At 39.5% G+C, this 16,584-nt stretch carries 13 protein-coding genes; all 13 read right to left on the reverse strand.

Going from position 1 to position 16,584, the window contains the following annotated elements:
• Window positions 1-33: 33 nt before the first annotated feature.
• The 13 genes from FAR12_RS13820 to FAR12_RS13880 all read right to left on the reverse strand — a co-directional run bounded on the left by FAR12_RS13820 (window position 34) and on the right by FAR12_RS13880 (window position 16,353).
• Window positions 34-2,001 (reverse strand): acetate--CoA ligase, encoded by a 1,968-nt coding sequence (locus tag FAR12_RS13820; protein ID WP_126409251.1) that lies wholly within the window; start codon window positions 1,999-2,001, stop codon window positions 34-36.
• Between the two features lie 34 nt (window positions 2,002-2,035).
• Window positions 2,036-3,175 carry an acyl-CoA dehydrogenase family protein gene (locus FAR12_RS13825; protein WP_126409252.1) on the reverse strand — a complete coding sequence of 380 codons (1,140 nt, stop codon included), beginning with the start codon at window positions 3,173-3,175 and terminating at the stop codon, window positions 2,036-2,038.
• Window positions 3,176-3,325: 150 nt separating this feature from the next.
• The gene (locus tag FAR12_RS13830) at window positions 3,326-3,898 is read right to left on the reverse strand and encodes a TetR/AcrR family transcriptional regulator (protein WP_126409253.1); all 573 of its coding nucleotides are present in this window, start codon (window positions 3,896-3,898) and stop codon (window positions 3,326-3,328) included.
• Between the two features lie 175 nt (window positions 3,899-4,073).
• Complete coding sequence (gene phoU / locus FAR12_RS13835) at window positions 4,074-4,730, reverse strand: phosphate signaling complex protein PhoU (protein WP_126409254.1); 657 nt, start codon at window positions 4,728-4,730, stop codon at window positions 4,074-4,076.
• A gap of 15 nt (window positions 4,731-4,745) precedes the next feature.
• A complete protein-coding gene (gene pstB, locus FAR12_RS13840; protein WP_425456184.1) occupies window positions 4,746-5,546 on the reverse strand; it encodes a phosphate ABC transporter ATP-binding protein PstB in 801 nt (266 codons plus the stop codon).
• Between the two features lie 26 nt (window positions 5,547-5,572).
• Window positions 5,573-6,397 (reverse strand): phosphate ABC transporter permease PstA, encoded by an 825-nt coding sequence (pstA, locus tag FAR12_RS13845; RefSeq protein ID WP_126409255.1) that lies wholly within the window; start codon window positions 6,395-6,397, stop codon window positions 5,573-5,575.
• A 1-nt stretch (window position 6,398) separates the two neighbouring features.
• A complete protein-coding gene (gene pstC / locus FAR12_RS13850; protein ID WP_126409256.1) occupies window positions 6,399-7,313 on the reverse strand; it encodes a phosphate ABC transporter permease subunit PstC in 915 nt (304 codons plus the stop codon).
• A 36-nt stretch (window positions 7,314-7,349) separates the two neighbouring features.
• On the reverse strand, window positions 7,350-8,186 hold the full coding sequence (locus tag FAR12_RS13855; RefSeq protein WP_126409257.1) for a phosphate ABC transporter substrate-binding protein: 837 nt from the start codon (window positions 8,184-8,186) through the stop codon (window positions 7,350-7,352).
• Window positions 8,187-8,444: 258 nt separating this feature from the next.
• Window positions 8,445-10,526 (reverse strand): formate dehydrogenase subunit alpha, encoded by a 2,082-nt coding sequence (fdhF, locus tag FAR12_RS13860; RefSeq protein WP_126409258.1) that lies wholly within the window; start codon window positions 10,524-10,526, stop codon window positions 8,445-8,447.
• A 27-nt stretch (window positions 10,527-10,553) separates the two neighbouring features.
• On the reverse strand, window positions 10,554-11,345 hold the full coding sequence (fdhD, locus tag FAR12_RS13865; protein WP_170972204.1) for a formate dehydrogenase accessory sulfurtransferase FdhD: 792 nt from the start codon (window positions 11,343-11,345) through the stop codon (window positions 10,554-10,556).
• Window positions 11,346-11,396: 51 nt separating this feature from the next.
• On the reverse strand, window positions 11,397-12,656 hold the full coding sequence (locus tag FAR12_RS13870; RefSeq protein WP_126409259.1) for an L-lactate MFS transporter: 1,260 nt from the start codon (window positions 12,654-12,656) through the stop codon (window positions 11,397-11,399).
• A gap of 356 nt (window positions 12,657-13,012) precedes the next feature.
• Window positions 13,013-13,996 carry a GMP reductase gene (guaC, locus tag FAR12_RS13875; RefSeq protein ID WP_126409260.1) on the reverse strand — a complete coding sequence of 328 codons (984 nt, stop codon included), beginning with the start codon at window positions 13,994-13,996 and terminating at the stop codon, window positions 13,013-13,015.
• Window positions 13,997-14,403: 407 nt separating this feature from the next.
• Window positions 14,404-16,353, reverse strand: a complete 1,950-nt coding sequence (locus FAR12_RS13880; protein WP_212734394.1) for a glycoside hydrolase family 183 protein — start codon at window positions 16,351-16,353, stop codon at window positions 14,404-14,406.
• Window positions 16,354-16,584 lie beyond the last annotated feature (231 nt).

Here is a 16,584-nt window from a genome sequence, read left to right on the forward strand (position 1 = left end):
ACCTCCCAATGATGCAACGACAAGCCTTAAGGCTCACTTCACGGTCGTCTTTCGGCTTATAATCTCTTGAATTTGCGACACAGTTCCTGGATCTTCTAGCCCCGTAATATCACCTGAAACCTTTCCAGCTGTAACGATTTCCTTTAATAATCGGCGCATGATTTTCCCACTGACCGTTTTTGGCAAAGCCTCTGTAAAAATGATTGCTTTCGGTAGAGCAATTTTTCCAATCTGCTCGACAATCCGTTCATTAATTGTTTCTTTCAAACTATCGGTCCCAAGTGAAATATCGCTTACTCGCACAAATACGAGCGGAACCTCTCCTTTAATATCATCTGGTACCCCAATGACAGCGGCTTCTGCTACACCTTCGCATTCGAGCACAGCGCTTTCAATTTCCATCGTGCTTAAGCGATGACCAGCCACATTGAAGGCATCATCCGAGCGACCCACAACCCATACATAGCCATCTTCATCAATCAAGGCCAAGTCGCTAGCAAAATAACTACCTTCCACCTGTCTAAAATAAGAAGATAAATAGCGTTCCGGCTCCTTCCACAGGGTCCGACATAGCATCGGGAATGGTTTTCGAATTACCAAATTCCCTAAGGTGCCAGGAGGAACAGGTTTTCCTTCCTCATCGACGACTGCTACATCTGCTCCTAAAAATTGAATTCCTGCTGAACCAGGCTTCATCGGTGTTAACCACGCTGCTCCCGCAATTGGACATCCAGCTGTTTCCGTCTGTCCCCACGTATTATTAACACATATATTTTTCTTTCCTAATACTTCATACGTCCATTGCCATGATTCAGGGTCAAACGGTTCACCTACAAGGGAAATGACCTCAAGACAGGATAAATCAAATTGATCCACAAGCTGATCTCCCAAGCTCTTTAGCATCCGTAGTGCTGTTGGAGCGGTAAACAATTTATTAACACGATACTTTTCGATCATTTGATAGAACCGGTCTTTTCTCGGAAAGTCAATCGCCCCTTCATACACAACTGTCGTAACTCCATTCGCTAATGCTCCAGCAATCCCCCAAATATGCATCGTTAGCCAACCAATATCAGCCGTACACCAGAACACATCGTCATCATGATGGTCCATATGATATTTGCTATAAATGTAATTTTGCACGACGAAGGCCATTCCAGAGTGGACGACGCCCTTTGGTTTCCCTGTTGTTCCACTTGTATAAAAGACGATCCCATAATCATTTGCTTCTAGCCTTTCCGGTTCACAATGGATGCTCGCCTTCTTCGTTAATTCATCCCACCAGAAGTCACGTCCCTCAGTCATATTGACTTCTGTTCCTAAACGATTAACGACAATTACCGCTTCAATCGAAGGGATATCCGAAATGACCGCATCCACTTTTTCCTTTAAGTGAATCGTGTTTCCCCGTCTCGGTGATGCATCGGTCGTCACGATGATTTTTGGTTCAAAACTAACAAGACGATCCTTCAATGATTTCTCTGAATAACCAGAGAAAATCGTGTTATATATGGCTCCAATGCGGAAGCATGCAAGGACAGCGATAATCGCTTCAGCTAGGTTTGGCAAAAATATGGCGACGCAATCCCCTTTTTTCACACCAAAGGAACGGAGCACATTGGAAAAACGATTCACTTCAGCTAGCAGCATGTTGTAGGTAAAAAACTTTGTATCTCCATTTTCACCTTCCCAAATAAGAGCGGTACGATTGCCAGCCCCATTCTCCACGTGACGATCAAGTAAATTCACACAGGGGTTGCTAATCCCCCCTTCAAAAAAACGAAACTCTGGTAGACTTCCACTCATTGTTTGTTGCCATGGCTCATACCAAAATAATTCTTTCGCGACATCATTCCAAAAAGTTGCGGGATCTTGTTGGGATTTTTGCAGAAGTTCTTGAAAAGCTTGACTGCTTCCAATTGAGGTTTTTACTTGTCTTTCTTCAGTTGGATAAACGAGCTTACTTTCGGAAACGACTTTTAAAATTCCACTAACGTCCATTTGAATCCCCCTCATTAGAAAATATTTGTTTCTATTAAACTAACTGTCTAGCAATGACGAGTCGTTGAATTTCTGATGTGCCTTCCCCAATTTCCATGAGCTTGATGTCACGTAAATACCGCTCCACCTCGTATTCACGCATATAACCGTAGCCTCCATGAATTTGGACTGCTTGGTTACAAGCTCGGAACCCTGCTTCTGAAGCGAATAATTTCGCGTAAGCCGATTCCTTTGTAAAAGGCTTGTCGTTATCTTTGAGCCATGCAGCTTTATAAACCATATTTCTTGCTAACTCAATTTCCATTGCCATATCCGCTAACTTAAATTGAATCGCTTGAAACTTTGCAATCGGTTGGCCAAATTGAGTCCTTTCCTTGGCATAACTTAATGCTTTTTCGAGAGCAGCCTGGGCAATCCCAACGGAAAGAGCTGCAATGGAAATTCGACCGCCATCTAATGTATATAAAAATTGTTTGAATCCACCAGTAGGGTCTCCAAGTAAATTTCCTTTCGGAACACGAACATTTTCGAGAATAATTTCTGATGTATTCGAACCACGAACTCCAAGTTTTTCGTAATTGCTATTAATGGTTAATCCTGGTGTATCAGTAGGAACGATAATTGCAGAAATAATATTTTTTCCCCGCTCATCTTTTCCCGTCATGGCAGTTACGGTAATCGTTTTGGCATACTCAGCGTTTGTAATGAAACATTTTTCTCCGTTGATCACATACTCGTCACCATCAAGAACCGCTTTTGTTCTCGTTCCACCAGCATCTGAGCCTGCATTTGGCTCTGTTAAACCGAAAGCTCCTAGTCCCTTTCCACTTGCTAATGGGACAAGAAAATTTTGTTTCTGCTCTTCTGTTCCGAAATAATAAATGGGGCTGGCACCAAGGGAAACTGCTGCCGCATAGCTTAAACCTGTGCTGCCACATGCCTTCCCGATTTCTTCAACAGCTATGGCATAAGAGATCGTGTCTCCGCCTGAACCACCATACTTTTCCGGAAAAGGAATTCCCAATAGTCCAAGCTCCCCCATTTTTTCAAATGTCTGTACCGGAAACTCGCCTGTCTTATCAACATGGTCCGCTTTTGGCGCCACTTCTTTCTCCGCAAATTCCTTCACCATGTCTTTTACCATTTGCTGTTCTTTTGTTAATTCAAAGTTCATTCCTCGTTCCTCCTTCATTCATATATATTCATTGATGGGACAAGTTATAAACAAAACCGAATCTCTGAATCGAACAACCCTTAAGACCGACTAGTTGGTCGGTATCGGGGTCGACTGATGAAAGCGCTTAAATTTTATAAAATATAATTATTACTTCACTAATACAGACTGCAAAATAAGGTCAATAAAATGAGCTGCTATTTCCTCAATCGTTTTTTCTCGGTCTGATTTATACCATTTATACATCCAATTCAACATTCCTAAAATGGCCATACCTGTCATTTCAACTGACAGATCAGAACGAAACTCTCCAGAATGAATCCCATCCTGAATGACTTGAAAAACAATATCCCGATATTCATCTCTTTTTCGTTTAATGATTTCTTCGTACTCGGGTTTTAAATACTTACTTTCTTGATAGAAGACGGAGATGTGTGGTTTGTAAAGCTCAAATACTTGTACATGATAGTAAATGATCGCTTGAAGTTGTTCAGTGGATGTTGTGTAGGTTTGAACGGCATGCTTAGCTTTGTCTAATGCATATTGAATAAAGTAATCATGAATTAAAAACAGAAGTTCATCTTTTGATTTAAAATGGTGATAAAACCCTCCTTTTGAAGTACCACTTTCCTCAACAATTTGATTAACCGTGACACCATGGTACCCATGTTTTTCAAACAATTGCAACGAGGTCGTAATGATCTTATCTTTTAACTGCGACATATGAATATCACCCTTCTGTGTGAAAGTGTAGCAGAAATATTTAGAATTTTCAATAATGAAGTTGAATTTGCACTTTCAACACAAATCGGGTCACTTTGGTGTAGGCTGTCTCCGTAAAGATTTCCTATCGAAAAAAAAGCTGAAACCTTTGATCCACAAAGATTCCAGCCTTTCTTCAATTCAAATCATATTTCCGACCTTTTATTAAATATGCTGCGCTTTCTGCAATATTCGTGATATGGTCTGCAGTCCGTTCCAAATAACGATTCACAAACAATAATTGCACCAATTGGTTTGTTTCTTCTTGCCTCTCACATAAGTGGCCAGTAAGTTGCTTATAGGTTTCATCACTATATTCATCAACCTCATCATCCATATCGCCAACTTCTTTTGCAAGGGCCATATTCTCATCGAAAAATGATTTTAGAGCCTTGTTCAACATAGTAATACATACTTCCTTCATCGCTTCAAGGCTTGTCTTATTGATTAATGAATCTCCATTGCCGATCTTAATCGTTGCTTTGGCAATATTAACTCCAAAGTCTGCGATTCGTTCAACCTCTGAGGAAATCTTAATGGCACCAATGATTTTGCGTAAATCTCTTGCTACAGGCTGCTCTTTCACCATTAGCCAAATAGCCAATTGATTAATCTCTTCTTCTAGATCATCTATTTCATTATCTTCTTCTATAACTCTTAGAGCTAATTCAACATCCTGAGTTTTAAGTGCATCAAATGATTTTTCTAAAGACTCCACTGTCAATTGAGTCATCTCTTCCATTTTTACTTGCAATTCCTGCAAACTATTTTCGAAATTCTCGCGAACAACCATGTTTTTCTCCTCCGCTTAACCGAAACGACCAGTAACGTAATCTTCGGTTCTTTGATCAGATGGCATAGAAAAGATTTTATTTGTTTCATCAAATTCGATAATCTCACCATTTAAGAAAAAGGCTGTCTTATCAGAAACACGTGCCGCCTGTTGCATATTGTGAGTCACGATAACTATTGTGTATTCCTTCTTCATCGAAGCAATCAATTCTTCTACCTTTAGAGTGGAAATCGGGTCAAGTGCGGAAGTCGGTTCATCCATTAGGATTACTTCTGGCTTCATCGCGATTGCACGTGCAATACAAACCCTTTGCTGCTGGCCACCTGAAAGGCCAAGAGCAGAACTCTTTAAGCGATCCTTTACTTCATCCCAAATCGCTGCTCCTCGCAGACTTTCCTCAACAATTTTATTTAACTCAGCCTTATTTTTAATCCCTTGCATCCGTGGGCCATACGCCACGTTATCATAAATACTCATTGGAAAAAGGTTTGGTTTTTGAAATACCATGCCCACTTTGGTTCGAAGCTTGATCACATCATTAGACTGGTAAATATCCTCACCATCAATAACCATTTTCCCATTAATTTTCACACCGTCAATTAAATCATTCATACGATTAAGTGTTCGTAAAAATGTAGATTTCCCGCAACCAGATGGACCAATTAATGCCGTCACTTCTTTTTCCTTAATATCAATGGAAACATCAAAAAGTGCTTGTTTCTCTCCATAGAAGAGATTTAAATCTTTCACGGCAATTTTCGTCTGTTGCTCGGTTGTATTGGCTGACTTATCTGTCGCCGTTTTACGATCGATCACTGTTGTATTCAAGTCATTCACCTCGTTTAATAGTTGGCTTTATTTAACTTTTTCGATATAAAAGTAGCAGTTAAATTTAAGATTAAAATGAGTACGATGAGGACGACCCCAACAGCCGCTGCAAGTTCGATATCCCCTGCCTCCTGTGTGACTAGAAAAGAGTGAACGGTCAACGTTCGTGCTGATGAGAAAATACTTGCCGGCATTGCCGCCACTGTTCCTGCTGTTAAGAAAATCGCCGCTGATTCCCCAATAATTCTACCCATTGAGAGAATAAGCCCGGATAAGATACCAGGCATAGCACTTGGCAAAATTACTTTGTATAATGTCTGGAGTTTCGTGGTTCCTAGAGCCAGTGACCCTTCACGGTATGTCCTCGGTACTGTCTTTAATGACTCTTCAGTTGTCCGAATAATAACTGGTAAGACAATAATCGTTAAAGTAAGTGAGGCTGCAATGATCGACATACCTAATTTCAAGGTTGTCACAAAAAACACGGCACCAAATAATCCATAAATAATAGAAGGAATACCTGTTAAGCTTTCTGTCGCAAAACGAATTGTGTTTACTAATCTTCCTTGTTTTGCGTATTCCTGCAAATAGACTGCAGCTAAAATTCCAATTGGAGTCGCGATTAACAGCGAGATAACAATCGTGTAAATAGTTGTCACGATCATAGGTAATATTCCGCCACCACCAGATGGAGAATAATCACCAAAAATAAAATCAAAGCTAATTAAGCCAATCCCTTTGTAGAAAATATAACCTACAATCATGACAAGTACTGCAACTGTTAAGAAAGCTGCAAACCAAAGTAACCCAAGAAGAATTTTATCTTTTAGCTTCCTCAACTTAATTGCCACCTTTCGAGCTAATTCTTGCTAAAACAAAATTTAATATTAAGATGAACGAGAACAATACTATTCCTGTCGCAAACAACATTTCTTGATGAGTTCCAAATGCATAGCCCATTTCTAAAGCTATGTTTGTTGTTAGAGGACGGATACTATCCGTTAAGCTTGTAGGAATGACCAAGCTGTTCCCAGCAACTAAGATAACCGCCATTGTTTCACCTATAGCTCGCCCCATTCCAAGAACGATAGCCGTCATAATTCCCGACTTAGCAGCTGGAACGACTACTTTGAAGATTGTTCCAATTGGAGAAACACCTAATGCCAACGAACCTTCTCTATATGCTTTTGGCACTGCCCGAATGGCTGTTTCTGCCACTGTTACAACCGTTGGTAGCATCATGATTGCTAATACTATTATTACTGCTATTAAACTTTGACCCTTAATTAGCCCTAAGTTATTTTGTAAAAAAGGAACGATGATCGCGAGTCCAAATACTCCATATAATACAGATGGAATTCCTGCTAAAAGCTGCACTGCGGGTGAAATGATTTTTGCAACACTTCTCGGTGCAATTTCCGCTAAGAAAATAGCAGTGAATAACCCAATCGGAACACCGATTATTAAGGCGCCTATCGTAGCATAAATAGATGCTACAATCATAGGTAGGATCCCGAATTTGTCCTCACTTGGAACCCAATCGCTTCCTAGCAAGAAATCAATAAAACTATACCCTTCTGCAATAAATGGATGCGAACCTTTATAAAATACAAATCCTATGATAAGCAATAAGCTGACAACAGAAAGAAGTGCACAAAATAAAAATACTCTCCCAGACACTTTTTCTAATATATACTTCCTTTTATTTGCCTTGCCAATTTCTCCTGCATCCTTTTTTACCGGTATGCTCGACATTCTGCATTCCCCCAAGATTGCTTTTACTTATGCTAATTATTGAACTGGGATAGCCCCTGATTCAGCCGCTATCGCTTGTCCTTCTGGACTCAAAATATAATCGATAAATTTTTGTCCTTCATTTGTAAGATTGTCCTCAACATGAACAAATAGGAACGGACGAGATAAAACATATTTTTGACTTAGAACATTTTCTGCAGTTGCTTCTACTCCATTAATGTTTACTGGAGAAACTGATTCATCGATATACTCAAAAGAAATAAAGCCGACCGCGTGCTTATTCGTTGCAACAGTCGTTTTAATATTCCCATTTCCACTTGCTACTATCGCACTTTTTATTAATTCGCCTGAAGAGTAACCTACAATTTCTTGAAATGCATCTCTAGAACCTGAACCATCTTCACGGGAAACAACAACAATCTCTAAATCATCCCCACCAAGGTCTTTCCAATTGGTAATCTTTCCTGTGAATATGTCTTTTACTTGGTCCATTGTTAGATTTTTAACTTTATTACTCGGGTGAGTTACAACAACAATCCCATCATAAGCAATGACTGTTTCCTGTAAGCTCTCTTTCTCCTCATCCTTTAATTCGCGCGATGACATACCAATTTCTGAAACTCCATTGATAGCATTCGTGATACCAGCGGATGAACCAATCTGATTAATTTCTATTTTTGTATTATTATTTCCCTCATACTTTTCTGCCAATTTTTCAGCCAAAGGTCCGACAGAAGTAGAGCCTGAAATGGCTAACGTATGGACATTGCCTCCAGATGCTTCTGTTTCATCTCCAGCACTATCATTTCCACAGGCAGCTAATATCATTGATAAACAGAGCACTAGTGACCCTATCTTTAATTTTCTTCTCATATGTTAAACCTCCAAAATTCGACTGAATATGTCCTATTTCGTAGTTTGCCTAAAGTAAACAATAAGGATTCTTTGTAAATGTTCCATTAATGAATTGTAAAGGTTTTGTAAAGTTTGTTTACTGAAAATTAACCATATTGAGAAACGGTAAATTTTAGTATGTACAACACCAGTAGTTTTTACTAAAAAATAACAAAAAGAAGCTTGAATTCTTGATAAACTAAGAATTCAAGCTGCCTAATTAAACCTCTATTATAATCATACTTTCGCCTCAGTTAACACCGATCCTTCCACTTGTTTCTCAATCTTCACCGCACATGCCTTGAACTCTGCTGTTCCAGCTAGAGGGTCAGTTGCATGATTGGTTAATAGATTTGTATTAGCTTGTTCTGGGAAATGGAAGGACATAAAGACTAAGCCTCGTGGCTGTTTGTTGCTTATCTTTATTTTAGTCTCAACACTTCCTCTTCTGGAACTTACTCGAACCACTTCACCATCTTCAAAACCAAAATGAGCTGCATCATCCGGATGAATTTCGATGGCCTCCTCTGCATTTTTCACCTTTTTATAATTACTTGTTTGAACACCGGTATTATAAAATTGAAGACGGCGTCCAGTTGTCAGCATCAATGGATATTCCTCATCTGGTACCTCAGCTGGCGGCTGATAATCTGTAGGCACAAATGTCGCTCTTTTACCCACGTCGTTTGACCAAAGACGGGTATGAAGGAATGGTGTTCCCGGATGGTTTTCATCTGGACAAGGCCATTGTAAACCACCTTCTTCATCAATTCGTTTATACGTTACCCCAGCAAAATTAGGGGCCAATAAACGAATTTCCTCCCAAACTTCTTCTGCTGACTGATAGTTCCAGTTGGCTCCCATACTGTTGGCAATATCCTGCACAATCTCATGATCATGACGCGATATACCTGGCCCTTTTAATGCTGGACGAACACGTTGGATGCGACGTTCAGAATTGACAAGAGTACCATCGTTTTCTGCCCAACCTTTCGCAGGAAGAACGACGTCAGCCATCATGGCCGTTTTCGTCATCAATATATCTTGAACAACGAGAAAATCAAGATTCTCGAACAGCTTCTCTACATGGTGTCCATCTGCATCTGATTGCACTGGATTCTCACCAATTACATAAAGGGCTTTTATTTCCTTCGTTTCCATCGCATCTAGCATTAATGTCTGATGTTTGCCCATCTTTTCAGGAACCGGTACACCCCACACTTGCTCATGAAGCCTTCTTCCTTCTGGGTCATCGTAATTCCAACCACCGACTAAGCGATTAGGCAACGCTCCCATATCTCCTCCGCCCTGAACATTATTTTGTCCGCGGAGTGGATTGAGACCAGATCCATATTTCCCAATGTGACCAGTAAGTAAAGCTAGGTTAACCAAAGAAAAAACATTTTCCGTTCCATTATGGTGTTCTGTAATCCCTAATGTCCAACAAATCGTTGCCTTTTCTGCAGTCGCATAGAGGCGGGCAATTTCCCGAATATCCTCTGCTGGTATTCCAGTAATTTTCTCGGCATATTCTGGCGTGTATTGTTGTACCTTCTCTTTATAAAGTTCAAACTGTTCTGTCGCATTTTGAATAAAATCTACATGAGCTAAGCCCTCTTCAATAATGACGTGCCCCATCGCATTTGCTAGAGCAATATCAGTTCCCACACGTACTGGTAAATACTTATGGGCTAACTTCGTTTGATCAATCCGTCTAGGATCAATGACAACCATTTTGGCTCCATTCTTAATACCACGACGCATATGATTAAAAATAATCGGGTGACATTCCTGAGTGTTACTTCCCCAAACAAGAATAACATCGGTATTTTCTAATTCATCATAAGAGCCAGTTGCTGCACCTGTTCCAAACACAGTCACCAGACCGGTGACACTAGGAGCATGTCAGGTTCGGTTACAGCTATCAATATTATTCGTACCAATCACGGTACGCATAAATTTTCCAACAAGATAGTTTAACTCATTTGTAGAACGAGAAGAACTAAAGCATCCAAACGCATCTGGCCCATGAGACTCCTTAATCGCTGAAAATTTATGAGCGATTAGTTGTAGTGCCTCATCCCAACTAGCAGGTACAAGCTTTCCATTTTTACGAATGAGTGGCTCAGTTAATCTTCGGTCACTATGAATATAACCCCAACCAAGTGCACCCTTCACACAGGTCTCTCCATGGCTAGAAGGATTTTCTTTATGCCCTTTTACCTTCACAATTTGTTCGTTTTCCACCTCAACATCAAGGCCACAACCAGTTCCACAAAAACTACAAATGGTTTCGACTTGTTTAACCTGAGTCTCCATGTTTACCACTCCTCTCCTAAGATTTTCTTACAAATCTACAATTCTATCTAATCTTGTATACACATTGAGCGCATTATTTCGAATAAAACCAACGGTAGTTATTCCTAATTCTTCAGCGAGTTCAAGCGCTAAGTCGGTAGGAGCTGATTTGGATAAAATAACCTCACAACCAATCTTCGCTACTTTTGACAAAATCTCAGAGGAAATCCGCCCGCTAAAGACGATAACCTTATCTTTTAATGAAATTTGATTTCGAAGACAGTAACCATATATTTTGTCCAATGCATTATGTCGACCAATATCTAAACGAGAAAGAATCATGCCATCTTTGCTACATAGAGCAGCATTGTGTACACCGCCTGTTTCGATAAATACACTCGAACTTTTTTGCATTTCTTCCATTAATTGAAAGCATTCCTCAATGGTTAACTTTACGTTCACATCTTTAAGATGATGCGACATTTTAGCATCATTAAAAAAAACGAATCCTTGTCTGCTTTTGCCACAACAGGAAGATATATAACGTTTTGAATGAAATTTCTCGTAAAAATGGTTCACGTAATTTGTCTTAACATGAGCAAAGCCTTCTTTTTCTTGAATCCAAATATTATCGATATCGGCATACCCTCTAATGACACCTTCAGAAGCCAAAAAACCAATCACCATATCCTCAATATATTCTGGTGTACATACAAGTGTGGCAAATTCATTTTGATTCAATTTGATCGTAATCGGATGCTCGGTAACAACGGAATCCTCCTGTTCAGTAATGTTTCCTTGCGCATAACGGGTGACGGTTCGTTTAACCGTGTTCTTCAAGAAATCTATCCCCTCCTCCCGATGCACTTTCATTCGACATGCCATGTTCATTTAGGCTGTCACTCCTGTTTCTTTTTGCTTTCGAAGCTTCAAAATGTCAACTCTTATTAATAATGAAAGAATAAGAGCAGCAACAAATAATCCTGCAAAGAAGGTTAAGCTTCCAGCGTAAGTTCCCGTTGTATCTTTAATATATGCAGCAAACATTGGACCTACGAGTCCAGCTGCAGCCCATGCTGTTAAAATATAGCCGTGGATTGCACCAAGTTGTTTCGTTCCAAAAAGATCCCCAATATATGCTGGAATTGACGCGAAACCGCCACCGTAACATGTATAAATAATGGCTAACATCACTTGGAATAAAAGGGAATTTGTCGTATGTGGCAACATGAAAAACAGTCCAATCTGCAGAACAAAAAATGTCGTGTACGTATTTGGACGACCAATATAATCAGAAATAGAAGCCCAGCCAATACGCCCTAACCCATTAAATACTCCAATAGCACCGACAAGAGCTGCTGCTGCAGTAGCATCAATACCAATCGATTCTTGGGCAAGTGGCTTTGCAACAGCTAAAATTGCAATACCGCATGTGACATTGATAAAGAGCATCAACCACAAATACCAAAAGCGACTTGTTTTTACTGCTTCATTCGCCGTTAACTGAGATAAATCCAATCTAGGTTTTGCTGCACCCGATTCGACTTTTTCCTGAAACCCTTTTGGCATCCATCCCTCAGGTGGTTTTTCAAGATATAGAGAAGATGCAGTCATCAAAATGAAGTAAGCGCTTCCTAAAATAAGGAAGGTGTTTGCAACGCCTACATTTTCAATTAAGCTATTCATAATCGGGCTAGAGATTGCTGCCGCAAAGCCAAATCCCATGATCGCAAGTCCTGTAGCAAGTCCACGACGGTCAGGGAACCATTTCACTAATGTAGAAACGGGGGCGATATAACCAACACCAAGGCCGATTCCTCCTAACACTCCGTAAAAGATATAAAGCAATAATTTCGAACCTGCTAATACTGCAAGCCCCGAGCCAGCTATTCCAATTCCAAAAAAGGCTGCTGCCAGCAGACCTGCTTTTCTTGGCCCATGCTTCTCAACAAAATGCCCTAAAAAGGCAGCTGATAGACCTAAGAACAATATTGCAATACTAAATGTTAATGCTACTTCCGAATCTGACCAACCAAACAAGTCTTTTAACGGATTCGTAAAATTACTCCATGCGTAAACGGAGCCAATTGAAATGTGGATCCCGACAGCAGCCGCTGCTATAAGCCATCGATTTTTCTTCGTTTCTGCCATACAGCCCATCCTCCTTTTTATTTAAGTTAATAGACTTACAACTTGCTATGAAATCAAGCTAGAAAGCATTCCCCCTTTACCAAACTGTTTTGCAACCATAATTACATCTTAGCTTCAACTCTTGATTACTTTAAAAATAAATCAGATAATTTCGACTATTGAAATAATTATAACGTAAAGCTTATTCTTTTTCCAATATGAAGATAGGGTTAACTATCCATTTTGCTTAGAGTGGTTGGGACAGGATGTTCACTCTAAACATAAATATGTTTAAGTTACTGTATTTAGAAAAGGTAAATATTAGAAACAAAAAAAGCCCAAACCCTTTTTATAAAAGGATTTGAGCTATTTACTACTTAATAAATTCTGTCACCATTAAAGATAGAATTCTTAACAACAACATAGTCCACGTTTCGGATAGCTGACAGCTTGTTTCCACCTGCATATGAAATAGAAGATTGAAGATCCTGTTCCATTTCAATTAAAGTATCCTCAATTGAACCTTTGTACTCAACATACATCTTTTTACCTTCGACATTTTTTCTTTCGCCTTTTTGGAATTCAGATGCTGAGCCAAAGTATTCTTTAAACATTTTACCATCTTTTTCAACCGTTTCTCCTGGTGATTCTTCATGACCAGCAAATAAAGAACCAATCATTACCATAGAAGCTCCAAAACGAACGGATTTTGCGATATCACCATGAGTTCGAATACCACCATCGGCGATAATTGGCTTACTTGCAGCCTTTGCACACCAGCGAAGTGCAGCCAATTGCCAGCCACCAGTACCGAAGCCCGTCTTGATTTTTGTAATACAAACTTTACCTGGTCCGATACCAACCTTTGTAGCGTCAGCTCCAGCATGCTCTAATTCACGAACCGCTTCCGGAGTTCCAACATTTCCTGCAATGACAAAGCTTTCTGGCAAATTAGCTTTGATATGCTTAATCATCTTAATAACTGCATCTGAATGACCGTGTGCAATATCAATGGTGATAAATTCAGGAGAAAGCTGTTCTTCAGCTAATTGTGTAATAAAGCTATACTCTTCTTCCTTCACTCCAACACTGATAGAAGCATATAATCCACGTGCTTTCATGTCTTTCACAAAGTCTGCACGTTTCTCTGGATTAAAGCGGTGCATAATGTAGAAATAGTTATTTTCAGCTAAATAAATAGCAAGCTTTTCATCAATAATGGTCTGCATATTTGCAGGAACGACAGGTAATTTAAATGTATAATTTCCGAATTTAACAGTTGTATCACACTCAGAACGACTATTTACAATTGATTTCGCGGGAATAAGTTGAATATCTTCATAATCAAATACAGTATCCATATTTACACTCTCCTAAAAATGAGTCAGACTAACTAAAAACCGATTATTATGTGATAATTCATTTCATTTTCATTCCAAGTAGCAGGAATCCTCAAACTGCCAAACATTTAGCAATGATGACTTATGTGAGAGAAATGAATTTTTAATGCCTTCTTCCAAGCACAATAACGAGTATATAATACGAATATTTATTTGTCAACAGATTAAAACGTTCGTGTTTTTATGAATTTTAATTGGAACATCAAGAAAAATTTCTGGTTTTCTATATTTATACGAACGATACATTCTGTAAATAGCATGAGTCTGCTACTTCGAAAAAGAAAAAAAGGCAGAAACCACTCAAAATGTTTCCACCTTTCTATCTATAGATAAAATTATAGTTTGCGAGACTAAACTATTAATCTGGGTTAATTTTTAGTCACACTAAAATCATCCACTTGAATCCATGTATCACCGTTATTGGCCCATGTCCCAGCATATATTTCAATGCTGTGATTATTCCCCGAGTTGAATGTTATAGTTTGTTTTGTATAATTGGCGAGACTAGAAAACTGAGTTTCATTTAGTATCGCTCCACCATTCAGTAATCTTGCACCAAAATAGCCCTCACTATTGTTCGAAGACGTCTTAATCCATCCTGTTAATGTGTACGTTTGGTTCGGCTCAACGAAAATTTCCTGTTTTACTGCGTTCCAACCACTATTGTACCTAGCGAAAGCATTGTTCACACCAGAATGTGCGAAACCAAGATTCCTGTCAACTCCAGCATTACCATTTGTATACCAAGGTGACGAAAGTAGTGACGATGATTGAGTCTCGAATCCAGCATCCCCGACAAGGTTATTTTCTCTAATCAAGCTAACATCGTCTACCTGAGCCCAAGTATCACCATTAGCCCAAATGCCCGTATACAGTTCAACAACACTATTCGGCCCAGAGTTAAAAGTGACGGTTTGTTCCGTATAATTCGAAAGTGACCCAAACTTATTCTCTTTTATGACAGCCCCATCGTTCGGAACTCTTACTCCAAAATATCCTTCTGAATTATTGGAGGAAGAACGTACCCAGCCTTTCAGAGTATAATTCGTATTCGGTTGTACCACAACCCGCTGTTTAATAGCATTCCAACCACTGCCGTTTCGAATATATCCATTATTTTGTCCTGTACGAGCATTTCCAAGATTCCGATCAAGTCCACCTTCGCCCTCAACATACCACGGGGCCATGATCGGTGTTGCCGTTTGTGTTTCAAAGCTTGGATCGGAGATCATATTGTCACTTATCATGTCGTCGTTCAATGTTACTTTCATTAAATGGGTATTATAGTCTGGATACCAAGTCGACATGATAAAATACAATGTTGAACTATTACTGGATAATGGGTGCATGAAAGCATTATATTGTCCTAATCCAGTGAAATTACCTGGAACCAAAATTTTCTCACCACTCCAAGGACCAACTGGAGTTGGCGCGTCACGCATAACGATGGCTTGACGATCCTCGTTTAAGTACGTCATGATAAACCGTTTAAAATGAGTATTGTACGCAACAGACATTTCGCCAGCGACTCCGATTGCTACCTCTTTAGCCTTCGCTTGATCTGTTACCCAACCATTTCCATCCCAATACCTGTAATCACCAATATTCAGCAGATTATTTTCTGGAACTCTAGCAAGATACACATTTCCAAAACGGCCATTTGGCGTAGCATACATATAAACAAATCCGCCATCCTTCACAAAAGCGGCCATCTGGAACTTGCTATCCCAAGTAGATGTATTATTGTACCATCTTGCCGTAGGATGCTTTACCCAGTTTTGACCGTTATCATCAGAATAGGCAATCCCCGAGTAGTTTGTATACCATCTTCCCGCATCTCCCCAATGATTGACAGACATATAGTGAATATAATGCCGATTGCCAACGGTTATTCCAGCTGTAGGGATAACGGTCTGTTCGTCATTATTTATTTTTTTGGAAGGAATAATTTCTTTTGCATATCCTGGTGAGCTTTGAATCATCGTTGAAAATGAGAGTCCATCTTCCAAATTCTTATCCGAAGAAATGGCTAGAATATTACTTCTATTCCAATTTCCTGCCGTATTATTCGTATCGCCAAAAGCAATGAAGTATTCTCCTCCACCTTTGTCCCATACGATGCCTAGGTCTGTACCACCTACATCATAATTCGCATGAGTTTGATTAGGGTTTGGCATCGTTTCCCCAGAAGGTGTTGCACCAGTCACCCTGGAGATCATGGTTACATTTGAGGGAGTAATTGCACTTGCGCTACTAATTAACAACGTGCCTACCAAGACAAGAGTACCAACAAACATCGAGAATATTTTCTTTTTCAACCTATACACTCCTCGTCAATAAAATGAGATAGCCATTTGTAGTCTTGACCCGATGCAAGAAGCAAAGATATTTCTTATCTAAAAACTGATTAATAGCAGTCTCGATATCACCTCCTTTCGTTTTGGTGTAAACGTTTACATAATCATAAAAAGTAAACGTTTACACATTTAAAAAAAAGAAGAAGGAGCACTTTTCTGTACGGCCCCATTTTCTATTCTTCTCCTGGCAAA

Origin of the sequence: Bacillus yapensis, assembly GCF_005280205.1 — a bacterium.
GTDB lineage: Bacteria > Bacillota > Bacilli > Bacillales > Cytobacillaceae > Robertmurraya > Robertmurraya yapensis.